Here is a 23,390-nt window from a genome sequence, read left to right on the forward strand (position 1 = left end):
GCTCACAGCTTCGGCGCAATCTCTTCGGTCCAGATACGCTCCCGCTGCTCCTGCGACATGTGGCAGGCGGCCCAGTGCTTGCTGCCGACCTCGGCCAGCTCGGGGCGGACCGTGCGGGTGACGTTGTCCTTGGGCACGTCGGCGTACGGGCAGCGCGGGTTGAAGGCGCAGCCGGACGGGACGTTGATGAGGGAGGGCGGGGAGCCCTTGACCGGGATCAGGCGTTCCTGCTGGTCGCGGTCGAGACGCGGCATCGAGCCGAGCAGGCCCCAGGTGTAGGGGTGGCGGGGCTCGTAGAACACCTTCTCGGCCGGGCCGCGCTCGACGCAGCGCCCGCCGTACATCACCAGCAGGTCGTCGGCGAGTTCGGCGACGACGCCCAGGTCGTGGGTGATGATGATGACCGCGGAGCCGAACTCCTTCTGCAGGTCCCGGATCAGGTCGAGGATCTGCGCCTGGACGGTCACGTCCAGGGCGGTCGTCGGCTCGTCCGCGATGAGCAGCTCGGGGTTGTTGACCAGCGACATCGCGATCATCGCGCGCTGACGCATACCGCCGGAGAACTCGTGCGGGTAGTTGTCCACCCGCTTGTCCGGCTGCGGGATGCCGACGCGGTCGAGCATCTCCACCGCACGGCGCTTGGCGGTCTTCTTGTCCACGTCGTGGTGGATGCGGTACGCCTCCACGATCTGCTGCCCGATCGTGTAGTACGGGTGCAGCGCGGACAGCGGGTCCTGGAAGATCATCGCCATCTGACGGCCGCGCAGCTTGCGCACGTGGTCGGGATCGGCCGACAGCAGCTCGGTGCCGTCGAGCCAGATCTCGCCGGAGATCTGCGCCTTGCGCTTGCCGTACTGGCCGGCCGTGTGCAGGCCCATGATGCCGAGGCTGGTCACCGACTTGCCGGAGCCGGACTCGCCCACGATGCCGAGGGTCTTGCCCTTCTCCAGCTGGAAGGTGAGCCCGTCGACGGACTTGACCAGACCGTCGTCGGTGGGGAAGTGCACCTTCAGGTCGCGCACTTCCAGGAAGGCACTCGGCGCGGGAGAGGCGGCGGTGGGCTCGCCCACCGCGGCTCCGCTCTTGCTGAGTTCGGTCATGCGAGCCTCACTCGGGGGTCGATCACGGCGTACAGGACGTCCACCACGAGGTTGGCGATGAGCACCGCGAGAGAAGTGATCAGGGTGACGCCCAGGATGACGGGCAGGTCCTGGGTCTTGATCGCGTTGAGCACCGCCTGGCCGAGGCCGGGCAGGTTGAACGTGGACTCGGTGAGGATCGCGCCGCCGATGAGGGCGCCGAGGTCCATGCCGAGCATGGTGAGGATGGGCGTCAGCGTGGAGCGCATGGCGTGCTTGCGGATGACGACCGGCTCCCGCAGGCCCTTGGCGCGGGCCGTGCGGATGTAGTCCTCGCCGAGGATCTCCAGCATGGTCGCGCGGGTGATCCTCGCGTACATCGCGGCGTAGAGGAACGCCAGGGTGATCCAGGGCAGGATCAGGCCGCCGAACCAGCCGGTGAAGCTGTCGGCCAGCGGCACGTACTGGGCGTCGAGCCAGTCGAGCCCGAAGGCGAAGACCGCCAGGGCGATCATGCCGGTGAAGTAGACGGGAAGGGAGACGCCCGCCAGGGCCACGACCATCGCGCCGCGGTCCCAGAGGCTGCCCCGCTTCAGCGCGGAGAGCACACCGGCGGCCAGGCCGAAGAGCAGCCAGAGCAGGGCCGCACCGAGCGCCAGCGCCAGGGTCACCGGGAAGCGGTCGGTCAGCACGGGCCAGATGGCCTGCTCACTGCGGAAGGAGTAGCCGAAGCACGGAGCGGAGCAGTGGGTGACGTCCCCGCCACCCGAGTAGGTGCGGCCCGTGAAGATTCCCTTGAAGAACTCCCAGACCTGGGAGTAGATCGGGTCGCTCAGGCCCAGCTTCTGCCGCACCGCCTCCACGGCGGCCGGGTCGGCCTGCTTGCCCACGAAGCTCGAGGCGATGTCGACGCCCGCCCACTTGGGGACGAGGAAGAAGATGCCGAAGACCACCATGATGATGACCACGAGCATCACTGCGGCGGCGAACAGCCGCCTGATGAGGTAAGCGAGCACAGCTTACGGCCCGCCGCGGACCGCGGGCGCACGGAGGTCTTCCGTGGCCCGCGGTCACGCCGCGCCGGCCTTCACCTGCCTTTCGTGCCGTACGGCGGGTGTGCCGGTTACTTCGAGGACTTCAGACCGAGGTTGACGAAGTCGTACATGCCGCTGTAGCCGTCCGAGGTGTAGACGTTGGCCAGCCGGCTGGAGCGCCAGTTGACGAACTTCTCGAAGACGAAGGGCAGGTAGTACGCGCCCTCCATCACCTTGTGATTGATGTCCGTGGCGATCTGCTGCTTGCCGGCGTCGTCCAGCGTGTCGACGTACTTGTCGAACAGGCCGTCGATCTCCTTGTCCTTGATGAGCGCGTAGTTGTTGTTACCGCTCTCGAGGATGTAGTCGCTGTCCCACAGCGGCAGACCGTAGCCCTGCACGGACGGGAAGTCCGGGCCCCAGCCCATGATGATGATGCCGTAGTTCTTCTTCTTGACGTTCGAGGGGCTGCCGATGATGCCGGCGGTCTGCGAACCGTCGTACTGGTCGATCTCGGCGGTGATGCCGATCTTCTTCAGCGACGCCTGGAGGGACTGGGCGGTGGCCACCTCGACCGGCTTGTTGTTCCGGACGGCGATGGTGGTCTTGAAGCCGTTGGGCTTGCCGCACGCCTCGAGCGCCTTCTTGGCCTCGGCGACGTTGCCCTTCTTGTTCTCACCGGCGATCTTGTACGGGTCGTACTTCTGACCCTCGGCACCCGGGACGGACGGCGGGAGCATGTTGGTGCCGATCTCACCGCCGGCCACCGGGCCGCCGCGCGCGGTCTGGAGCGAGACGTGGTCGGCGCCGAGGATGACGGCCTTGCGGCACTCGATGTTGTCGAACGGCTTCACGCTCTGCGGGAAGACCGCGTAGCGGATGTAGCCGGAGACCGGGTTGTCCAGGTTGGCCTTGTGCTCCTTCAGGGCGGTGGTGCGGCCCTGCGGGGACATGCCCGTCTGGTTGATGTCGAGGTCCAGGTCACCGCTGAGCAGACGCTGGTCGAGCTGGTTGGCGTCCGAGAAGAACTGGACGGTGATCTTGTCCGGGTACGCCTTGCGGACCGGGTCCGACTCCTGCTTCCACTCGGTGTTGCGGACCAGGGTCAGGTCCTTGCCCGGGTTGTAGGAGTGGAACTTGTACGGACCCGAGGAGAACGGGTGCAGGCCGTACTTGGACTTGGTGTCCTTGTCCTGGCGGACCGGGGAGGCGGAGGTGAGCGCCAGCATCTCCTCGAAGTCCGAGTTGGCCTTCGGCAGCTTGAAGACGATGGTCTTGTCGTCCGGCGTCTCGATCGCCTTCAGACCGAGCTTGTCCTTGGACTTGTCCTTGTACGGACCCGGGTACTCGCCCTTGGGGTCGAGCACCTCCTTCAGGTACGTCGGGCCGCCGGACAGCACGTCCTGGGCCCACACGCGCTCGATGCCGTACTTGATGTCCTTGGAGGTGATCGGCTTGCCGTCCTCCCAGGTGATGCCGTCACGCAGGGTGTACGTGTAGGTCTTGCCGTCGTCGGAGACCTTGGCGAGCCCGGTGGCGAGGTCCGGGGTGACCCCGGCGCCGGCCTTGCCCGGCTCGGCCGCGTTCGTGACGAGCTGACGGGAGTAGTAGCGGGAGAAGTTCCACATGAAGCCGTAGTAGCCGCGCGTGGTGTCCCACGAGTCGGCGTCCTGCGCGCCGCCGAACCTCAGCGTGCCGCCCTTCTTGGCCAGGTCGGCCTGGGCGACCTTGTTGTTGGCGGCGTCGAAGCCGGCCGCGCCGTTCTTCGATCCCCCGCCGTCGCCGTCACTGTCGCCGCCGCCGCACGCCGCCGTGGTCAACAGCGCGGCGACCACTGCGGCAGCGGCCAAAGCCTGCTTGCGCCGCCCTGAGGTGCGTTGGGTAGTCACGATCTCGGATCCTCCGGATTAGATGAGAGACCCCGTGTCAGGAGCCACGGGACGCTTGTTGTACGGCAGTTCAGCGGGAGGCCTTCGGGTCCAGCGCGTCACGCACGCCGTCGCCGAAGAGATTGAAGGCGAGCACGGTGATGAAGATCGCGACACCGGGGACCACCATGTACATGGGATCCGACTCGTAGTACTCGATCGCGCTCGACAGCATCTGGCCCCAGGACGCGGTGGGCGGCTTGACGCCCACGCCCAGGAAGCTGAGCGCCGCCTCGGTGAGGATGTTGGTCGGGATCATCATCGTCGTGTACACGATGATCGGCGCGACCAGGTTCGGCAGCAGCTCCTTGAACAGGATGTAGAAGCGCCCAGTGACCGGGCCGCCTCCACGTACTCGCGCTCACGCATCGAGATGGTCTGGCCGCGGACCACCCGTCCGATGTAGGGCCAGCCGAAGAACCCGATGACCAGGATCATCACGAAGACGCGCACACCGGTGCCGTGCAGACCCAGCATGTCGTTCGGCATCACGGAGACGAGCGCGATGATGAACAGCAGCTGCGGGAAGGCGAGCAGGCCGTCCATGATCCGACTGATGAGGGAGTCGACCCAGCCTCCGAAGAAGCCCGCCAGGATGCCGAGGACGGTTCCGAGGATCACGGCCACGACGGCGGACAGGAAGCCGACCAGCAGGGAGATCCGGGCGCCGTAGAGGATGCGGGCGAGGATGTCGCGGCCGTTGACCGGCTCGACGCCCAGCAGGTGCTCGCCGCTGATGCCGCCGAGCGATCCCACGGGGGTGCCGAACAGCGGGTCGATCAGGTCCTCGTGGTACTCGTTGGGGTCCTGTCCGAGCAGGCTCGTGATGACCGGCGCGAGCAGCGCGATCACGACGAGGAAGAGCACCACGATGCCGCCCGTGAGGGCCAGCTTGTCCCTTTTCAGGCGCTCCCAGGCGATCCGGCCCAGGGAACGCCCCTGAACCGCCTTGGCCTCGGCGCCGGCAACCGCCGCTTCCTCGGCCGCGCTCGGGGCCGCTTCCGCGGTCGGCTCGTGCAATGGTGCCGTCATCTGGCAGGGACCCCTCTCAACCGGCGGTAGCCGGCCCGCACTTGCCGCTGTAGCGGCGTGATCAGTCCGTCGTACACAGGGGCGAAGAACCCCTTGTTGCGGGAGTCTTCAACGCTTTGGCGATCTGTTGCCAGACTTGACGGGGAATGGATGCGTAACCGTGATGCTGTCTGGGGGGTTCCGTTATCCGGACAGCGGGTAACGGGGGCCGGACGCGGACGAGTTGGACATCGGGGACAGAGTGGGGCTTTACACCCTCCTCTACGCGCGAAGATCCCCCCGCACCGGTGCGGGAGCGTGCCCCGCGACGGTCAGTACCGGCCCCCGGCCGGAGGGTAGCCGTACCCGCCCGCCGGGGCCGGGGCGGGGGCCGCGTGGGCTTCGCGGTCGTAGAAGGGGCGGGCGTTGGCGCGCAGCCACATGGCGACCGGATCGTAGGCGTCGGACATCGCCACGGTCGACACCGGCAGCCCGTCCGGTACCGCGCCGATCGACTGCTGCATCATCGCGCGCACCGCGTCGACGGCGGGCGGCGAGGTGTCGTACACGTCCAGCCCGATGGCGAGGTACGGCGCCCCCAGCGCCGGCTGCACCCAGGCGCGGCGCAGGGCGCGAACGGCCGCGGTGCGATGGGCGTTCTGCGCGAGCAGGGCGTAGAACTGGGGGATCTCGATCGCCGGTTCGGACAGGCGCAGGGGCCCCGCCGGCTGGCGGTCCAGGCCGGTCGCGATGCGGCGCAGGTCGAGCCAGGGGATGCCGACTCCGCCGCCGGGGGCGTGCGGGTTCAGCCAGAGTCCGTAGTGGTCCGGGTAGAGGGCGCGGGCCACCTCCAGGCCGTCGGCCACCTCGTACGACCGGTTCCAGCCGCTGGCCGACAGTTCCTGGGCGGAGGTGACGCAGGGCGCGTAGCCGCAGCCGTCGACCTCCATGTTTCCGTACTGGGCGTCGGGGGATCCGGCCTGGCCGTGCCACAGCAGCATCCAGACCTGGCCGGTGGCGGGGGCGGCGAGCGCGCGCAGGAGTGCCTCGTAGGCGTCGTAGCGCCCGGGCGACACCTGGCGCAGCATGTGCTCGACCTGCCCGGTCGCGGCGGTACCGCTCGCGCTCACCTTTTACCGACCCTTCGAGAATCGTCCCCTGTTTATGAAACCAGCTTAGGTGGCTCCGCGGACAGGGAGCGCCTTCGAACTCGGGACGCCTTGTCGTCTTGCGTGTGCGGGTTCGCCGTGGCTGGTCGCGCAGTTCCGCGCGCCCCTGAGGTGTCGCCCCCGACGGCGTTTACAAGTCCCGCTGATAAAACGGCCGGACCTGTCCCCGCAGCCAGTCGCAGACCGGGTCCTGGGCCGCCTCCAGGAGGACCAGGTTGACCGGCCAGCGGACCGGCACCTTGCCGAGCGCCCGGCCCAGGGCGTCCAGCGGGAGGGCGCGGGCGTCGCCCTCCCAGTGGGACAGTTCGACGCCGACGAACATCACCGGGTCGGCGGTCTCGATGGCCGCCAGGCAGCGTCGGGCGGAGCGGACGACGCCGGTGGCGGCGAACTCGGCGGAGGCCGCGGACAGGAAGTCCACCGGGTCGTCCTGCCAGTCGGGTTCGAACAGCCGGACCCGGCCACCGCTCGCGGGTCCGTCCAGCGGGGTGCGTCCGGCCCGGCACAGCTCGGCCACGGCGGGCGGGGGCAGCGGGACGCCCACCACGCCGTCCGGGTTCACCGCGATGCCGACCTGCGGGGGCAGACCGCGGGCGAACTCCACGGCCGGGGCGATGGTGTACGACATGTGGGAGCCGACGACCTGCCGGAACTGCTCCTCGGAGCTGAACACCGGCACGTAGGCCTGGCCCTCGATCTCCACCGTGGGCAGGTCCAGGGGCCCGCTGTGCGGACCGCCGCCGGCGGGCAGCGGTATCCACACGAAACTCCGGCCGAGCACCTCCACGATCCGGCCGCCGGCGCCCGGGACGCCGAGGGAGGCCGACAGCACCTCCTCCAGCTCGTTGCCGGGCCATCCGCCGTGCGGGTGGGGATGCGCCTGCGCCGGAATGTCCGCGGAGAAGTCCGCCGGGAAGTCCATCTGCCTACCGCCTGCCTGGTACCGCTGCTGTGGCTGAAAGGCTAACCCGTACGGGCTCCGCGGCCCCACGGTCCGTCAGCCCGTGAAGGCGATCCGGCGCAGGGCGTCGGCCGCCGCCCGGTCCAGGAGGACCGCCGACGTGCAGCCGGCCGGCAGGGTGCCCTTCTCCGTCGAGCGCAGCAGCCGGGCGGTCGCCGCCCGGTGCCGCAGGAACGCGTACCGGGACACTCCCCGGCCGCGCTCGCGCTGGCCGGCCAGCGCCGTCTCGGCGCCGACGTCGAGCATCAGCAGGTGCAGGGTGGAACCACGGCGGCGGGCCTCGCGGGCCAGCCAGCCGCGCACCCACGCCTGCGTACCGCAGTCGTGCACGACGACGCCCTCGCCGGAGCGCAGCGCGCGGCGCAGCCCGGCGTAGTGGGCGAGCCGGACGAGGGGGCGGTAGAGCGCGTACGGCAGGAAGCGCGGCATGCGGCGGTCCCAGCGGTCGCGGGTGTCCTGGGAGTCGATGCGCCGTCCGCGCACGGTGCGCTTCATCAGCGTGGACTTGCCGCTGCCGGGCAGGCCGGTCACCACGACGAGGTCGCGGCGCCCGAAGAGCAGGGCGTGCGGGCTGCGGCCGGCGCGGTCACGCAGGTCGCGGACGACGGGTGCGGGCAGCTCGGCGCATGCCTGCGGGACCGGGCCGGCGGGCTGTCCGGGCAGCGCGAGACCCGAGGTGGCGGCGTACGCCGTGGTCCTGTTCACCGTGATCGTCCTCCCCTGGGGCGGTTCACGAGTTCCCATCCCCGTCGAGTGTAAAGAGAAGGTAATACGCCGGTCTCCCGTTTTCGTTCGCTTACTGCCACAAGCCGGTTACAGATCGCGCCCTGCCGTCGGCGGGCCGGTCGTGCAATGATGTCCGCGCAACTGCATACCGGCCGTTTGAATCCGCGCGGGAGAGTCCCCGGCCGTCGCCGGGGCGCCGAAGGAGCAAGTCCCTCCCTTGAATCTCTCAGGCCCCGTTACCGCGCGGGCGAGGCACATCTGAAAAGCGGGCCGCCGCACGGTGGCCCCACCCAAGGTGCAAGCCCTGATCGCCGCACTCCGGTGGTCGTGGCGAACCTCTCAGGTTCCGATGACAGATGGGGAGGATCGACCTCGCCCTCCCCCACGCGCGGCTCCGCTCGCGCGGGAGGGACCCCATCGCCCTGGGAGACGACCGACCGATGAGCAGTACCGAACTCCGCCGTACCGCGCTCGATGCCGTGCATCGCGCGCTGGGCGCGACGATGACCGACTTCGCCGGCTGGGACATGCCCCTGCGCTACGGCTCCGAGCGCGACGAGCACACCGCCGTGCGCACCCGGGCCGGTCTCTTCGACCTCTCGCACATGGGCGAGATCACGGTCACCGGGCCCGGGGCCTCGGCCCTGCTCGACTTCGCGCTGGTCGGCAACATCGGGACCGTGAAGCCGGGGCGTGCCCGCTACACCATGATCTGCCGCGAGGACGGCGGCATCCTGGACGACCTGATCGTCTACCGGCTGACCGACACCGAGTACATGGTGGTCGCGAACGCCTCGAACGCCCAGGTGGTCCTGGACGCCCTGACCGAGCGGGCCGCGGGATTCGACGCCGAGGTCCGCGACGACCGCGACGCCTACGCGCTCATCGCCGTGCAGGGACCGCAGTCGCCGGGGATCCTCAAGAGCCTGACCGACGCCGACCTGGACGGTCTGAAGTACTACGCCGGCCTGCCGGGCACCGTGGCCGGCGTCCCGGCGCTGATCGCGCGCACCGGCTACACCGGCGAGGACGGCTTCGAGCTGTTCGTGAAGCCGGAGCACGCCGTGGAGCTGTGGCAGGCGCTGACCAAGGCGGGCGAGGGCGCCGGACTCGTCGCCTGCGGCCTGTCCTGCCGGGACACGCTCCGCCTGGAGGCGGGCATGCCGCTGTACGGGCACGAGCTGACCACCTCGCTGACGCCCTTCGACGCCGGGCTGGGCCGGGTGGTGAAGTTCGAGAAGGAGGGCGACTTCGTGGGGCGCGCGGCGCTGACCGAGGCCGCCGCCCGGGCCGAGCAGAACCCGCCCCGTGTCCTGGTCGGCCTGGTCGCCGAGGGCCGCCGCGTCCCGCGCGCCGGGTACGCGGTCGTCGCGGGCGGCGCGGTGATCGGCGAGGTCACCTCCGGTGCCCCCTCCCCGACGCTGGGCAAGCCGATCGCCATGGCGTACGTCGACGCGGCGCACGCGGCGCCGGGCACGCCCGGTGTGGGCGTGGACATCCGGGGCAGCCACGAGCCGTACGAGGTCGTGGCGCTGCCGTTCTACAAGCGCCAGAAGTAGACAGAAGCAGACCGTGGAGGAATCGGCGGGGCCGTGCCGTGCCGCCCTGTGACCCCCCACACGTTCTCGCTGCTCACCAGCGGTGTCAGCAGTCCCCCCAGTCATCAGCACGTCTCTGCGTACAGGAGAATTCAGGCCATGAGCAACCCCCAGCAGCTGCGCTACAGCAAGGAGCACGAGTGGCTGTCGGACGCCGAGGACGGCGTCTCGACGGTCGGCATCACGGAGCACGCGGCGAACGCGCTCGGTGACGTCGTCTTCGTCCAGCTCCCGGAGGTCGGTGCCACCGTGTCCGCGGGTGAGACCTGCGGTGAGCTGGAGTCGACCAAGTCGGTCTCCGACCTGTACTCCCCCGTGTCCGGCGAGGTCACCGACGTCAACGAGGACGTCGTCAACGACCCGTCGCTGGTGAACTCCGCGCCCTTCGAGGGCGGCTGGCTGTTCAAGGTGCGCGTCACGGACGAGCCGGCCGACCTGCTCTCCGCCGACGAGTACACCGCCTTCATCGCCGGCTGAGGAGTCGTACGGATGACGCTTCTGAACACCCCCCTGCACGAGCTCGACCCCGACGTCGCCGCCGCCGTCGACGCCGAGCTGCACCGTCAGCAGTCCACCCTCGAGATGATCGCCTCCGAGAACTTCGCGCCGGTCGCGGTCATGGAGGCGCAGGGCTCGGTCCTCACCAACAAGTACGCCGAGGGCTACCCCGGCCGCCGCTACTACGGCGGCTGCGAGCACGTCGACGTCGTCGAGCAGATCGCCATCGACCGCATCAAGGCGCTGTTCGGCGCCGAGCACGCCAACGTGCAGCCGCACTCCGGCGCCCAGGCCAACGCGGCCGCGATGTTCGCGCTGCTCAAGCCCGGCGACACGATCATGGGTCTCGACCTCGCCCACGGCGGGCACCTGACCCACGGCATGAAGATCAACTTCTCCGGCAAGCTCTACGACGTCGTCGCCTACCACGTCGGGGACGACGGCCAGGTCGACATGGCCGAGGTGGAGCGCCTGGCCAAGGAGAGCCGGCCGAAGCTGATCGTGGCCGGCTGGTCGGCCTACCCGCGGCAGCTGGACTTCGCCGAGTTCCGCCGGATCGCGGACGAGGTCGGCGCGTACCTGATGGTCGACATGGCGCACTTCGCCGGCCTGGTGGCGGCGGGCCTGCACCCGAACCCGGTCCCGCACGCGCACGTGGTGACGACCACCACGCACAAGACGCTGGGTGGCCCGCGCGGCGGTGTGATCCTGTCCACGGCCGAGCTGGCGAAGAAGATCAACTCGGCGGTCTTCCCAGGTCAGCAGGGTGGTCCACTGGAGCACGTGGTCGCCGCCAAGGCGGTCGCCTTCAAGGTCGCGGCGAGCGAGGACTTCGCGGAGCGCCAGCGTCGTACGCTGGAGGGTGCCCGCATCCTCGCCGAGCGCCTGGTGAAGGACGACGCGAAGGCGGCGGGCGTCTCCGTCCTGACCGGCGGCACGGACGTCCACCTCGTCCTGGTCGACCTGCGCGACTCCGAGCTGGACGGCCGGCAGGCCGAGGACCGTCTGCACGAGGTCGGCATCACGGTCAACCGCAATGCCGTCCCGAACGACCCGCGTCCGCCGATGGTGACGTCGGGTCTGCGGATCGGCACCCCGGCGCTGGCCACGCGCGGCTTCACCGCGGAGGACTTCGCCGAGGTCGCGGACGTGATCGCCGAGGCGCTGAAGCCGTCCTACGACGCCGAGGCGCTGAAGGCCCGGGTGAAGGCCCTGGCCGACAAGCACCCGCTGTACCCCGGCCTGAACAAGTAACGAAGAAAACCCCTGGGGCACCGTGCCCGCCACAAGTGAGCACGGTGCCCGCCCCCTGTGCACCACCCCCGTATGGAGGAGTCCCCGTGGCCATCTCGGTCTTCGACCTGTTCTCGATCGGCATCGGCCCGTCCAGCTCCCACACGGTCGGCCCGATGCGTGCGGCCCGCATGTTCGCCCGGCGGCTGCGCAACGAGGAGCTGCTGACGTCGGTCGCCTCGGTACGGGCCGAGCTGTACGGTTCGCTCGGCGCGACCGGCCACGGCCACGGCACGCCGAAGGCGGTGCTGCTCGGCCTGGAGGGCGACTCGCCGCGCACGGTGGACGTGGAGACGGCGGACGAGCGCGTCGCCACGATCAAGGACACGGGCCGCCTCCGCCTCCTCGGCGACCACGAGATCGCGTTCTCCTTCGACGACGACATGGTCCTGCACCGCCGCAAGGCCCTCCCCTACCACGCGAACGGCATGACCCTGTGGGCGTACGACGCCGAGGGCGCCGAGCTGCTGTCGAAGACGTACTACTCGGTCGGCGGCGGCTTCGTCGTCGACGAGGACGCGGTGGGCGCGGACCGCATCAAGCTCGACGACACAGTGCTGAAGTACCCCTTCCGCACGGGCGACGAGCTGCTGCGCCTGACCAGGGAGACGGGTCTGTCCATCTCGGCCCTGATGCTGGAGAACGAGCGCGCCTGGCGCACCGAGGACGAGATCCGCGAGGGACTGCTGGAGATCTGGCGGGTGATGCAGGCGTGCGTGTCCCGCGGCATGTCCCGCGAGGGCATCCTGCCCGGTGGCCTGAAGGTGCGCCGCCGCGCCGCGAACACCGCGCGCAAGCTGCGCTCGGAAGGCGACCCGCAGGCCCTGGCCATGGAGTGGATCACGCTCTACGCGATGGCCGTGAACGAGGAGAACGCGGCCGGCGGCCGGGTCGTCACCGCTCCGACGAACGGGGCCGCGGGCATCATCCCGGCGGTCCTGCACTACTACGTCAACTTCGTGCCGGGCGCCGACGAGGAGGGCGTGGTCCGCTTCCTGCTGGCCGCCGGCGCGATCGGCATGCTCTTCAAGGAGAACGCCTCCATCTCCGGCGCCGAGGTCGGCTGCCAGGGCGAGGTCGGCTCCGCCTGCTCGATGGCGGCGGGCGCGCTCGCCGAGGTGCTGGGCGGCAGCCCCGAGCAGGTCGAGAACGCCGCCGAGATCGGCATGGAGCACAACCTCGGCCTGACCTGCGACCCGGTCGGCGGTCTCGTCCAGATCCCGTGCATCGAGCGCAACGGCATGGCCGCGGTCAAGGCGGTCACGGCGGCGCGGATGGCGATGCGGGGCGACGGCTCCCACAAGGTGTCCCTCGACAAGGTCATCAAGACGATGAAGGACACCGGCGCCGACATGTCGGTGAAGTACAAGGAGACGGCGCGCGGCGGGCTGGCGGTCAACATCATCGAATGCTGATGGAGCCGGGGACGCGCGGGTGTCCGGGCGTCCCCGGTGTCTCACATCCTGACACCTGCTTTTCGAAAAATAAGACGCCTGAGATCGTTGCGGTGCCAGCACTTTTCGCACGTGAAAGACCGAGCAATGCCCGCACCAGCCACCGGCTCAGCCCAGACACCCGTCAACCCCCGGTCCCGCGTCCTCATCGCCAGCCTCATCGGCACGACGATCGAGTTCTACGACTTCTACATCTACGCGACCGCCGCCGTACTGGTCTTCCCTGCGCTCTTCTTCCCGAGCAGTGACCCGACCACGGCGCTGCTGTCGTCCTTCGCGGTCTTCGGCGCCGCGATGGTCGCCCGCCCGATCGGGGCCGTCTTCTTCGGGCACCTCGGTGACCGGCTCGGCCGCAAGAAGACCCTGGTGGTCTCGCTGCTCACCATGGGCATAGCGACGTTCCTCATCGGCGTGCTGCCCACCTACGCGCAGGCCGGCTGGATCGCCACCGCACTGCTGGTGCTGATGCGCCTCGCGCAGGGCTTCGCGCTCGGCGGCGAGTGGAGCGGTGCCGCACTGGTCGCGACCGAGAACGCCCCCAGCGGCAAGCGCGCCCTGTACGGCACCTTCCCGCAGCTGGGCGCCCCGCTCGGCTTCATCATCGGCAACGGCCTGTTCCTGATCATCGGCGCGCTGCTGCCGTCCGCGGCCGGCGCCGACCCCACGCAGCCCTCCGACGCCTTCGTCACCTGGGGCTGGCGCATCCCCTTCCTGTTCTCCGCCGTGATGGTCGCGATCGGCCTGTGGGTGCGCTCGCGGCTCGTGGAGTCGGCGGTGTTCGCCAAGACCCGCGAGGCCGGCAAGGTGCGGAAGCTGCCGCTGGCCACGGTGGTCCAGGGCCACTGGAAGCAGCTGATCCTCGGCACGTTCATCATGCTGGCGACGTACGTGCTCTTCTACCTGATGACCACGTTCTCGCTGAGCTACGGGCGCACCGCGAAGGACGCCGCCGTGCCCGGTCTGGGGTACAGCTACACCACGTTCGTCCTCATGATGATCTTCGGGGTGCTGTTCTTCGCCGTCTTCACCCTGGTCTCCGGCCCGCTCGCCGACAAGTACGGGCGCCGCACCACCCTGATCTGGATCACCGCCGCGATCGTGGTCTTCGGCCTGGTCTGGGTGCCACTGATCGACCTGGGCACGCTCGGCGTGGTGCTGTGGCTCGTGCTGGGCTTCACGCTGATGGGCATGACGTTCGGCCCGATGGGCGCGCTCCTGCCCGAGCTCTTCCCCACCAGCGTGCGCTACACCGGATCCGGCATCTCGTACAACGTCAGCTCGATCCTCGGTGCGGCCGTCGCCCCGTTCATCGCGGTGGCGCTGTGGGAGACCGGTGACGGCTCGCCGTGGCTGGTCGGCGTCTACCTCTCCGCGATGGCGGTGCTGACGCTGACCGCGCTCCTCCTCGGCAAGGAGACCAAGGACGTCTCCCTCGACGACGGCGAGGACGCCTCCGCCGACGACGGCACCCGGACCACGGTGGCCTCCTCCGCCTCCTGATCCGACCGGCGTTCACCACCTCCGTACGCCGAGCGCCCTCGCGCCCGGCGTACGGCCGCCGATGCCGGGCATAACAACAACCTCCGCCCCCAGGGCACTTCAGCCCCACCGGCATCCGAGGGAGTCCTCATGCTGCGCGGCATCGACGTGAGCGCGTACCAGTCCTCCACCTACGACACGGACGGCCTCTCCTTCGTCTTCATCAAGGCGACGGAGGGCCGTTCGTACGTCAACCCCAAGCTCGCCGCCCAGACGAAACGGGCCCGCGACGCCGGTCTCGTCGTCGGCTTCTACCACTTCCTGTGGCCCGGCAACCTCACCGCCCAGGCCGAGTACTTCGTCTCCGAGGCACCCGACCGGGCCGGTGACATCCTCGCCGTCGACTGGGAGACGACGGGCGAGGGCACCCATGCGAGCAACGCCGAGAAGGACCGCTTCATCCGCAAGGTGAAGGAACTGCGGCCGGACAACAGGGTCGTCCTGTACTGCAACAGGAACTACTGGCTCAACGTCGACACCACGTCCTACGCGGGCGACGGCCTGTGGATCGCCGACTACGTGACGGCCGGCAAGCCCCGGATCAAGGCCAAGTGGCGCTTCCACCAGTACACCGACGACCCGCTGGACAAGAACGTCGCGGACTTCTCCAGCAAGTCGGCGTTGCGGGAGTGGGCCGAGGACGCCTGAGGGCGGTCAGCCCCGGAACGCCGCCGGGCGTTCCGGCGACGCCTCCGCGAGGGCCTTGGTGACGCCCTCGACGCCTTCCCTCAGCCCGTACACCGGGGTGTCGGGCTGCTGCCGCCAGGAGTCGTCGATGCCGCCGGCGTCGACGGTGTCGAAGCCCAGTTCGTCGATCAGGGCCCGCACCTTGGCCTTGGCCGCCTCGTCGTCGCCGGCCACCGGGAGCGCCATGCGGTCGGGGTCGCCGGCCGGGCGGGGGCGCTCCAGGATGTCCTGGGCGTAGGTGCCGTTGAACGCCTTGACGACCGGGTGGCCGATCTGGCGTTCGGTCCAGCGGCTCTCGGTGAGGCCCTCGTCCTCGATGCCCGCGATCCGCCCGTCACGCTCCCGCGGGTAGTAGTTGCCGGTGTCGATGACCGCCACGTCGTCGGCGGCGCCGTCGAGCAGGCCGGACGGGAGGTCGGGCACCGCCTTGAGCGGGACCGTGACCACCACGATCTCGGCGCCGCGCGCGGCCTCCCCGGCCGGTACCGGCGTCGCGCCGGTCTCCTCGGCCAGTGCGGTGAGCGTGTGCGGCCCGCGTGAGTTGGCGACGGAGACGTCGTGTCCGAGGGCGGTCAGCCGCCGGGTGAGGTTGCCGCCGATGTTGCCCGCGCCGATGATGCCGATCTTCATGATGCTGACTCGCCTGGCCTTTCGGAGGTCGTGTCCTGCGACGTCCGGCGGTTCACGCCGGTGAGGATCACCAACCCGGGGGCCGGGCGGGCTATTCCGCCCCCGCCGCGTCTTCACCCTCCCGCAGCAGCTTCGACGTGTGCTCCAGTTCGCCGCGGAGCGCGGCCGTCGCCGCCTCCGGGTCGCCGCCGGCGACCGCGTCGACGAGGGCCGCGTGGGTGTCGTCGCCCGTGTTGGGGTCCTGGTCGCGCACGCGTACGAGGTCGAGCATGTCGAGCAGGCCCTCGCGCAGCGTGGGGGCGAACTCGTCGAACAGGTCGGCGAGCAGGGGGTTGTGGGCGGCGGCCACCACGGCCCGGTGCAGGGCGATGTCGGCGTCGACGAAGGCGGCGTCGTCCCGCGCCGACGCGGCCCGGCGTTCTGCCAGCGCGGCCCGCAGCACCGCGACGTCGTCGTCCGTGCGCCGGGTCGCCGCCAGATGGGCCGCGTGGACCTCGAGGGCCATGCGGACCTCGTAGACGTCCGTCACCGCGGCCCGGCGCAGCCGGGTGGGCCAGTCCTCGACGGGCTCGGTGGCGACGACGAAGACGCCGGCGCCCTGCCGGGGCTGGACGAGGCCCGCGCCGGCCAGGGCGCGCAGCGCCTCCCGGACGGTGGAGCGGCCCACGCCGAGCTCCTTGGCCAGGGTCGTCTCACCGGGCAGCCGGGTGCCGAGGGGCCAGTGGCCGCCGGTGATCTGCTCACGCAGGCGTTCGGTGGCCTGTTCGACCAGGGGGCTGGGGCGGACGGCGCCTAGCGGCATCGGGGTCACCTGCCGATTTCTCACTTGTCTGAGGACCTGAGTTGTGGATAGCGTACCGGCATGACGCTCTGCGGTCTCCTTCTCCTCGGCTGCCGCGGCGGGGCCTGACGCGACCGGCACCCCGCCGCGGGTCGCCGTGCTGCCGGTCACCGTCCGACCGAGCCGAAGGCCACCAGCAGACGATGACCACCACCCCGTACGAGCGGCCGCTGTGGAACCCGCAGCAGCCCAGCCCCATGCCGTTCCACCGCTACCGCCCCTTCGACGAGCGCGTGGACGTGCCCGTCGCCGACCGCGGCTGGCCCGCCGCCCGGCTCCGGCAGGCCCCGCTCTGGGTGCCCGTCGACCTGCGCGACGGCAACCAGGCCCTCGCCGAGCCGATGGACACGCCCCGCAAGCGTCGCTTCTTCGACCTGCTGGTCGCCACCGGCTTCAAGGAGATCGAGGTCGGCTACCCGTCCGCGAGCCGTACCGACTTCGACTTCGTACGGCACCTGGCGACCGGCGGCGCCGTGCCGGACGACGTCACGCCGGTCGTGTTCACGCCCGCCCGGCGGGACCTGATCGACCGCACCTTCGACGCGATCGCGGGGCTGCCGCGTGCGGTCGTGCACCTGTACGTGGCGACGTCGCCGGTGTGGCGGGACGTCGTGCTCGGCCGGGGGCGGGACGAGGTGCGGCGGACCGTGCGGGAGGCCGCCGAGCACATGGTCCGCCGCGCCGATCCCGCCGCGTACGTCCGCTTCCAGTTCTCGCCCGAGACCTTCAACCTCACCGAGCCCGACTTCGTCCTGGAACTCTGCGACGAACTGACCGAGTTGTGGGACGCGAGCCCCGACCGGCCGGTCACGCACAACCTCCCCGCGACGGTCGAGATCGCCACCCCGAACGTCTACGCCGACCAGATCGAGTACATGCACCGCCATCTGGCGCGCCGCGACAGCGTCGTCCTCTCCGTCCACCCGCACAACGACCGCGGCACGGGAGTCGCCTGCGCCGAACTCGCGGTGCTGGCCGGCGCCCAGCGGGTGGAGGGCTGCCTGTTCGGCAACGGCGAGCGCACCGGCAACGTCGACCTGGTCACCCTCACCCTCAATCTGTACGCCCAGGGCGTCGACCCCATGGTCGACCTCAGCGACATCGACAGCGTCCGCGCCACCGTCGAGCACTGCAACCGGCTGCCCGTGCACGTACGGCACCCGTACGCCGGGGACCTGGTCTACACGGCGTTCTCCGGCACCCACCAGGACGCGATCAGCAAGGGGCTGGCCCGGCACGCCCGTGCGGCGGCCGACGCCGGGGTGTCCGACGGCGAGGCGCCGTGGGCGGTGCCGTACCTGCCGATCGACCCGGCCGACGTGGGCCGTTCCTACGAGGCGGTGATCCGCGTCAACTCCCAGTCGGGCAAGGGCGGGGTGGCGTACCTGCTGCGCACGCACGCCGGTTACGACCTGCCGCCGCGGATGCGGCCCGACTTCGCGCGCGTCGTGCAGCAGGCGACGGACGACAGCGGGCGGGAGGCCACGGGGAAGGAGCTGCACGAGCTGTTCCGGACGACGTACCTGGACGACGACGGCGGCGACGGTGCGCTGCGGCTGGCCGCCTGGTCGGCGCAGCCCACCCCGTCCGGCGGCCACCGTTTCGTGTGCACCCTCGAGACCGGCGACCGCACCGCCGACCACGAGGGCACCGGCGAGGACACCCTCGCCGCCTTCGTCGACGCGCTCGCCGGGGCCGGGTTCGCCGTCGACGTCCTGGAGACCTCGGTGCACCCGGCGGACGGCGGCTCCGTCGCCTATGCCGCGTGCCGGGTGGGCGGCAGGACGGTCTGGGGCGCGGGCGAGGGCCGCTCGGCGCCGGCGGCGTCCGTGCGGGCGGTGCTGTCGGCGGTGAACCGGGCGGCGACGCGATGACCGAGGTCCTGCGTGCGGACGACGTCCACGTCGTGCGCGACGGCCGGCCGATCCTCCAGGAGGTGTCCCTCACGGTCCGGGCCGGCGAGCACTGGGCCCTGCTCGGCGCCAACGGCGCGGGCAAGTCCACGCTGCTGAGCCTGCTCGGCGCCCTGGTGCACCCGACGCGGGGCACGGTGGAGGTGCTCGGCCGCCGCCTGGGCCGCGTCGATCTGCGCGAACTGCGCGCGTACGTCGGTCATGTCGACCCGCGCCATCCGCTGACGTCGCCCCTGCGGGTCCGGGACGTGGTCCTGACCGGGCTGACCAACTCGGTGGAACCGCTTCCGCGTTGGCGGCCGACACCGGAGCAGCAGGAGCGGGCCGAGGGGCTGATGCGGACACTGGGGGTGGCCGACCTGCGCGAGGCGCGCTGGCCCACGCTCTCCCAGGGGCAGCGGGGCCGCACCCTGATCGCCCGTGCCCTCATGCCCGAGCCCCGGCTGCTGCTCCTGGACGAACCGGCGACCGGCCTGGATCTGCCCGGCCGGGAGCAGTTGATCGGCGCGCTGGACGAGTTGCGGCAGGACCATCCGCGTCTGGCGACGGTCCTGGTCACCCACCATCTGGAGGAGCTCCCCTCCGGCACCACGCACGCCCTGCTGCTGCGCGACGGCCGACCGCTCGCGCAGGGCCCGGTGGAGGACGTGCTGACCAGTGACCAGGCCGGCAAGTGCTTCGACCTGCCGCTGGTGCTGGACCGCCACGACGGCCGCTGGAGCGTGCGCGTGCGGCGCCCGGCATGACGGAGGGGGCGCCCGCCCGGAGACCGGACGGGCGCCCCCTCACGGTGTCGTCACTTGTTCAGGTGCGCCCAGAACTCGTCGAACGACAGCACCTTGTCGCCGTTGAGGTCACGGCTGGCGATGATCGCCTCGGCGACCGTCTCCGTGACGTTCCAGTCGCCCCCCTGCGCCAGGGCGGCCTTGAACTCGGCAGCGGTGATCTGACCGTCACCGTCCGTGTCGATCCGCTCGAACTGCTTGCGTGCTTCCTCGATGTCGGCCACCGGTCCGCCCCTCTTCGTCACACTTTGCTACACGTTGCTGTCGTACTGACGCAGGTCAGATTAACTGCCCGTGCGAGCGCGCAGTGCGGCGACCACCCACGCGAACTCCTCGCGGTGCGGCGGCGTGGGCGTGCCCTTGAGCACGCCGAGCAGTTCGCGGTAGCGGGCGAGCCGGTCGTTGGACGCCGATTCCATGCGTTCCAGTACGGCCTCGCGGTCCGCGTCGCCGAGCAGGTCCCGGAGCACTTCGTCGGCCTCCCGGGACTCCGGTGCGATCCCCCGCTCCCGGGCCGCGGCGGCCAGCTGGATCAGGCGGCGGGCGAACCACAGGGATGCCCCGGCGGGCGTCTCGTACCCCCGGTCGGCCGCGTTGAACTCGGCGACCACCCGCATCTCGGCCCGGAACTCCGGGTCCTGGAGCATCTCGGCCAGCTCCACCCAGGCGTCCACCTGCTCCGGGGTCGGGTCGTCCGGCAGGTCGGCGGCGGTGTTGCGCATCCGCTCCAGGACGACCGGGTCGGCGGTGTCCAGCCCCTGGAACATCTCCTCCACGAACTCCTCGACGATCCGCTTCCGCTCGGCGGCGGACAGCCGCGCCAGCTTGTTCATCAGGGTCATCTCCTCTGCGGTCGAGCCGCGTCGCGCCACGGTCGACAGCACCGCACGGGTCACCTTCAAGAAGCGGATCTGCGCGTCCAGCGCCGCCACATGCGCCGCCGCGACCTCTGCGACCGTCGTCTCGCCGGTCAGGATCCGGCGTACGTCGTCCAGGCCGAGGCCGAGTTCGCGCAGGGTGCGGATCAGTTCCAGGCGGGCCACGGAGGCGGCGTCGTAGAGCCGGTAGCCGCCCGCGGAGCGGGCCACCGGGGGCAGCGCGCCCTCGTCGGACCAGTAGCGGATGGTGCGCACGGTCAGCCCGGTGGCCCGGGCCAGCTCGCCGATGGTGAGAAGTCCGGTGCCGTCGTCGATCATGTCTGCGAGTCTGGGCCTTCCAGTGGGTGGAGACTCAAGGAGCGGTGGTGGCGGGGAGCCTGCGAAGCATTCTGGACGCGGCGGCGCGGGGCGTCTTCCCGCCGGCGGACGGCGGCACGACCGTGGTGCCCCAGCACTGCCCCCGGGACGCGGGTGTCGTCGCCTTCACCGCGCACTCGGTCGTGTTCACGGACGAGGATCCGGGGTGGGTGCGCGAGACGCTGCGGACGCTGGACTGCGACGGGCTCGCCGCGACGATGCACACGCGTTTCCTGACCGCGCTGATGGAGCGGACCGGGCGGAGGACGGACACGATCGACGTGCTGCTCGTCGGGACCCCGCTCGCCGGCCGGCCGGCGCTCGCGCTGACGGGGGTCACCGACCCCGGGCACCCCCGGGTGCTCTCCGCCCGCAGGCGGCGCGACGACGTGCGGGTGTGGGCGGCGGACGGCGGCGTACTGGTGCTGGGGCGCGGGGTCGCCGGACGGCTGGAGGTCGCGGTGGAGGTGGCGGAGCCGGTACGGCACCGGGGGCTGGGGCGGCGGCTGGTGACGGCGGCACGGCAGCTGTCCGGGGGCGAGCCGGTGTGGGCCCAGGTGTCGGCGGGGAACGCCCGCAGTCTGCGGGCGTTCCAGGCGGCGGGTTATGCGCCGGTGGGGTCGGAGGCGCTGTTCCTGACCCCTTGAGCGGTGGCGGTCAGTGCCAGGGCCGGTAGTGCGGGTTGCTCTCGCACTCGCTCATGATCTCGGTCTTGGTCTGCTTGTCGACCGGGCAGACGCCGATGACGTACTGCCGCTGGATGCCGCCGGGGAAGGCCACCTCGAGCTGGTCGGCCCACTTGTGCGTGTCGCCGATGGTCTTGTTGACGTCGATGCCGCCGGGGGCGTCGATGTAGTAGTTGTAGCCGGACTTGTACCAGGTCTTGTACAGGTCGTGGTCGTAGCTCGTCGACACGTACGGCGAGGGCTGGTTGACCAGGACGTACTTCTCGATGTCGTACTGGCCGTTCTCCACGTCCTTGGGGTGGAAGCCCTGCTCGAAGACCACGGCGGGGCCCCGGCTGTCGCTGCGGTAGAGGGTGCCGCAGGTGGTGCGCCAGGCCGGCTCGGGCGTGATGCGGTCGACGTCGACCCGGCGGTCGGCGGCGGCCTTGATCTTGTCGTCGAACTGTGGGCAGGCGGGGGCGGCGGCCTTCGCGGGAACCGTCGTCGCCGTCGTCTCGGGGACGGCGGCGGCCGAGGTGGTGAAGACGGCGGACAGGGACAGAACGGCGGCGGCGGCCCGTCGCCGCAGACGAGTGGTGATCATGCGGGGAGGATCGCGGTGCCCCGGCGACGCGCCCGGGATCTTCACCCGTGGGCGGCGTGTCCGCCGAACGGGTGTGCCGTCGGCGGAAGGCACCCGCATGGCCGAGCGAGCCGCGGGGCCGTGCGGGGGCCTAGCGTTCCACCACTCGCATCTCGAACCAGGTCGTCTTGCCGCGGGGCAGCAGGTCGACACCCCACCGGTCGGAGAGCTTGTCGACGAGGAAGAGTCCGCGTCCGCTGATGTCCGTCTCCTGCACCGGCATCAGGCACGGCAGACCCCGGGAGGGGTCGCGGACCTCGACGCGGATCCAGCCGGGGCGGCGGATCATGCGGAGGCCGAAGCCGCGGGCGCCGGTGTGGCGTACGGCGTTGCCCACCAGCTCGGAGACGAGGAGGACGGTGTCCTCCGTGGCCTTCGGGCCGAGCTGCCACTGACGCAGGGCCACGACCTGGGCCAGTCGGCGCGCGGTGGCCGCTGACTCGGGAAGGGACGGCAGCAGTACCTCGCGCTCCGTCGGGTTGCCGCACAACTCCAGCGCCTGCAGTGCGCGTTCGTCCTCCACCGCCGGCGACCAGCGCGCCGCGGTTGCACGTCCGGCTCCCCGCGGCTGTCCCGTACCCTCCAGCCCCGCCATGCCCCCATCATGGCCGCCCGTGACACGCTCCGTGGCCGTTCCGCGGTAATACACCCTTGACGGGTCGGCGCTCCACGATGGACGGGCGTCATATGCCGCGGGCAGTTCGGACCCGGAAACAGTGCCGTTGACCTGCGAGGACGGCTCAGCAAACGGACATCCGCGGGCTCCCTCGACCAGGCGCGCCCAAGCTTGCCTTGAGGCTGCCACAAACCGCCCCATCGAGGGATCGAGTCGGACACCGCGTCAACTGCAGGTGCTTCAGAGGAACTTCGCCTTTCCGGGGCCCTCCTCCACGAAGCTGCGCATCCCGCGCTCGCGGTCCTCGGTGGCGAACAGGCCGGCGAACCAGTTCCGTTCGACGGCGAGGCCGGTCTCGATGTCCGTCTCCAGGCCGGTGTCGATCGCCTCCTTCGCCGCGCGCAGCGCGATGGCGGGGCCCTTGGCGAGCCGGGCGGCCCAGGCGTGCGCCTGCTCGTACACCTCGGCGGCGGGCACCACCCGGTCCACCAGGCCGAGCGTCAGGGCCTCGTCGGCCTTGACCTGGCGGCCGGTGAAGATGAGGTCCTTGGCCTTGGAGGGGCCGACCAGCCGGGACAGCCGCTGGGTGCCGCCCGCACCCGGGATCAGGCCGAGCAGGATCTCCGGCTGGCCCAGCTTCGCGTTGTCCCCGGCGATGCGGTAGTCGGCGCAGAGCGCGAGTTCGCAGCCGCCGCCCAGCGCGTACCCCGTCACCGCCGCGACCACCGGCTTGGGGATGCGGGCCACCGCCGTGAAGGAGTCCTGCAGGGCCCGGGCGCGCGCGATCATCGCCGCGTGGTCCATCACCTGCATCTCCTTGATGTCCGCGCCCGCGGCGAACACCTTCTCGCCGCCGTGGATCACGACGGCGCGCACGTCCTCGCGGCGCGTGACCTCCTCGGCGAGTTCCTTCAGCCGGTCCTGCGTGGCGATGTCCAGCGCGTTCATGGGCGGGCGGTCCAGGCGCAGCGTGCCGACGCCGTCCGCGACTTCCAGATGTACGGTCATGGCAGCAGGTTAACGCCGGCTAACGGCGACGGCCCCGGTGCCGTACCTCACACACCGGGGCCGTACGCGTGCGAAGG

At 70.8% G+C, this 23,390-nt stretch carries 22 protein-coding genes, 1 pseudogene and 2 riboswitches; of the genes and pseudogenes, 9 read left to right on the forward strand and 14 right to left on the reverse strand.

Annotated features, from left to right (window positions below; translation table 11 throughout):
• Positions 1-2 precede the first annotated feature (2 nt).
• The 7 genes and pseudogenes from IE260_RS33345 to IE260_RS33375 all read right to left on the reverse strand — a co-directional run bounded on the left by IE260_RS33345 (position 3) and on the right by IE260_RS33375 (position 7,887).
• On the reverse strand, positions 3-1,100 hold the full coding sequence (locus IE260_RS33345; protein WP_189878747.1) for an ABC transporter ATP-binding protein: 1,098 nt from the start codon (positions 1,098-1,100) through the stop codon (positions 3-5).
• Complete coding sequence (locus tag IE260_RS33350; RefSeq protein ID WP_189878749.1) at positions 1,097-2,095, reverse strand: ABC transporter permease; 999 nt, start codon at positions 2,093-2,095, stop codon at positions 1,097-1,099. The genes IE260_RS33345 and IE260_RS33350 overlap by 4 nt, the downstream gene beginning before the upstream one ends.
• A 107-nt stretch (positions 2,096-2,202) precedes the next feature.
• Complete coding sequence (locus IE260_RS33355) at positions 2,203-4,002, reverse strand: ABC transporter substrate-binding protein (RefSeq protein WP_189878751.1); 1,800 nt, start codon at positions 4,000-4,002, stop codon at positions 2,203-2,205.
• A 70-nt stretch (positions 4,003-4,072) separates the two neighbouring features.
• A pseudogene (locus IE260_RS33360) lies at positions 4,073-5,073 on the reverse strand (ABC transporter permease).
• A gap of 311 nt (positions 5,074-5,384) precedes the next feature.
• Positions 5,385-6,182: an enhanced serine sensitivity protein SseB C-terminal domain-containing protein gene (locus IE260_RS33365; protein WP_189878753.1), complete on the reverse strand. Its 798-nt coding sequence runs from the start codon at positions 6,180-6,182 to the stop codon at positions 5,385-5,387.
• 169 nt (positions 6,183-6,351) lie between these two features.
• On the reverse strand, positions 6,352-7,143 hold the full coding sequence (locus IE260_RS33370) for an enhanced serine sensitivity protein SseB (protein WP_189878755.1): 792 nt from the start codon (positions 7,141-7,143) through the stop codon (positions 6,352-6,354).
• A gap of 75 nt (positions 7,144-7,218) precedes the next feature.
• Positions 7,219-7,887, reverse strand: a complete 669-nt coding sequence (locus IE260_RS33375; protein ID WP_189878757.1) for an AAA family ATPase — start codon at positions 7,885-7,887, stop codon at positions 7,219-7,221.
• A 178-nt stretch (positions 7,888-8,065) separates the two neighbouring features.
• Positions 8,066-8,160: riboswitch (glycine riboswitch) on the forward strand.
• A riboswitch (glycine riboswitch) is annotated at positions 8,161-8,274 on the forward strand.
• A 74-nt stretch (positions 8,275-8,348) separates the two neighbouring features.
• Here IE260_RS33375 and gcvT point away from each other — a divergent pair.
• The 6 genes from gcvT (at position 8,349) to IE260_RS33405 (ending at position 14,938) form a co-directional block, all read left to right on the forward strand.
• Entirely contained in the window at positions 8,349-9,467 is a 1,119-nt protein-coding gene (gene gcvT / locus IE260_RS33380) for a glycine cleavage system aminomethyltransferase GcvT (RefSeq protein WP_189878759.1), read from the forward strand.
• Positions 9,468-9,605: 138 nt separating this feature from the next.
• Positions 9,606-9,983 (forward strand): glycine cleavage system protein GcvH, encoded by a 378-nt coding sequence (gene gcvH / locus IE260_RS33385; protein ID WP_189878761.1) that lies wholly within the window; start codon positions 9,606-9,608, stop codon positions 9,981-9,983.
• 12 nt (positions 9,984-9,995) lie between these two features.
• The gene (gene glyA, locus IE260_RS33390; protein WP_189878763.1) at positions 9,996-11,258 is read left to right on the forward strand and encodes a serine hydroxymethyltransferase; all 1,263 of its coding nucleotides are present in this window, start codon (positions 9,996-9,998) and stop codon (positions 11,256-11,258) included.
• 86 nt (positions 11,259-11,344) lie between these two features.
• Complete coding sequence (locus tag IE260_RS33395) at positions 11,345-12,712, forward strand: L-serine ammonia-lyase (RefSeq protein WP_189878765.1); 1,368 nt, start codon at positions 11,345-11,347, stop codon at positions 12,710-12,712.
• A 126-nt stretch (positions 12,713-12,838) separates the two neighbouring features.
• A complete protein-coding gene (locus IE260_RS33400) occupies positions 12,839-14,251 on the forward strand; it encodes an MFS transporter (RefSeq protein ID WP_189878767.1) in 1,413 nt (470 codons plus the stop codon).
• Positions 14,252-14,380: 129 nt separating this feature from the next.
• On the forward strand, positions 14,381-14,938 hold the full coding sequence (locus IE260_RS33405) for a glycoside hydrolase family 25 protein (protein WP_189878769.1): 558 nt from the start codon (positions 14,381-14,383) through the stop codon (positions 14,936-14,938).
• A gap of 6 nt (positions 14,939-14,944) precedes the next feature.
• On the opposite strand, the gene IE260_RS33410 is transcribed toward IE260_RS33405, so the two are convergent.
• A complete protein-coding gene (locus IE260_RS33410; RefSeq protein WP_268254954.1) occupies positions 14,945-15,724 on the reverse strand; it encodes an NADPH-dependent F420 reductase in 780 nt (259 codons plus the stop codon).
• On the reverse strand, positions 15,699-16,409 hold the full coding sequence (locus IE260_RS33415) for a FadR/GntR family transcriptional regulator (protein ID WP_189878773.1): 711 nt from the start codon (positions 16,407-16,409) through the stop codon (positions 15,699-15,701). The genes IE260_RS33410 and IE260_RS33415 overlap by 26 nt, the downstream gene beginning before the upstream one ends.
• 182 nt (positions 16,410-16,591) lie before the next feature.
• Between IE260_RS33415 and IE260_RS33420 the strand changes: the two genes are divergently transcribed.
• A complete protein-coding gene (locus tag IE260_RS33420) occupies positions 16,592-18,322 on the forward strand; it encodes a 2-isopropylmalate synthase (RefSeq protein ID WP_189878775.1) in 1,731 nt (576 codons plus the stop codon).
• Positions 18,319-19,107, forward strand: a complete 789-nt coding sequence (locus IE260_RS33425; protein ID WP_189878778.1) for an ABC transporter ATP-binding protein — start codon at positions 18,319-18,321, stop codon at positions 19,105-19,107. The genes IE260_RS33420 and IE260_RS33425 overlap by 4 nt, the downstream gene beginning before the upstream one ends.
• A 50-nt stretch (positions 19,108-19,157) precedes the next feature.
• Here IE260_RS33425 and IE260_RS33430 read toward each other — a convergent pair whose 3' ends face one another.
• Positions 19,158-19,370 (reverse strand): EF-hand domain-containing protein, encoded by a 213-nt coding sequence (locus IE260_RS33430; protein WP_189878780.1) that lies wholly within the window; start codon positions 19,368-19,370, stop codon positions 19,158-19,160.
• Between the two features lie 60 nt (positions 19,371-19,430).
• Complete coding sequence (locus IE260_RS33435; protein WP_189878782.1) at positions 19,431-20,342, reverse strand: MerR family transcriptional regulator; 912 nt, start codon at positions 20,340-20,342, stop codon at positions 19,431-19,433.
• 47 nt (positions 20,343-20,389) lie between these two features.
• Between IE260_RS33435 and IE260_RS33440 the strand changes: the two genes are divergently transcribed.
• Positions 20,390-21,028 (forward strand): GNAT family N-acetyltransferase, encoded by a 639-nt coding sequence (locus IE260_RS33440; RefSeq protein ID WP_189878783.1) that lies wholly within the window; start codon positions 20,390-20,392, stop codon positions 21,026-21,028.
• A gap of 10 nt (positions 21,029-21,038) precedes the next feature.
• On the opposite strand, the gene IE260_RS33445 is transcribed toward IE260_RS33440, so the two are convergent.
• The 3 genes from IE260_RS33445 to IE260_RS33455 all read right to left on the reverse strand — a co-directional run bounded on the left by IE260_RS33445 (position 21,039) and on the right by IE260_RS33455 (position 23,313).
• Positions 21,039-21,650 (reverse strand): ADP-ribosyltransferase, encoded by a 612-nt coding sequence (locus IE260_RS33445; RefSeq protein WP_189878785.1) that lies wholly within the window; start codon positions 21,648-21,650, stop codon positions 21,039-21,041.
• A 130-nt stretch (positions 21,651-21,780) separates the two neighbouring features.
• Positions 21,781-22,284: an ATP-binding protein gene (locus tag IE260_RS33450; protein ID WP_189878787.1), complete on the reverse strand. Its 504-nt coding sequence runs from the start codon at positions 22,282-22,284 to the stop codon at positions 21,781-21,783.
• A 261-nt stretch (positions 22,285-22,545) separates the two neighbouring features.
• On the reverse strand, positions 22,546-23,313 hold the full coding sequence (locus tag IE260_RS33455; RefSeq protein ID WP_189878789.1) for an enoyl-CoA hydratase/isomerase family protein: 768 nt from the start codon (positions 23,311-23,313) through the stop codon (positions 22,546-22,548).
• Between the last annotated feature and the right edge of the window lie 77 nt (positions 23,314-23,390).

It is taken from the genome of Streptomyces viridiviolaceus, from assembly GCF_014650995.1.
Classification (GTDB): domain Bacteria; phylum Actinomycetota; class Actinomycetes; order Streptomycetales; family Streptomycetaceae; genus Streptomyces; species Streptomyces viridiviolaceus.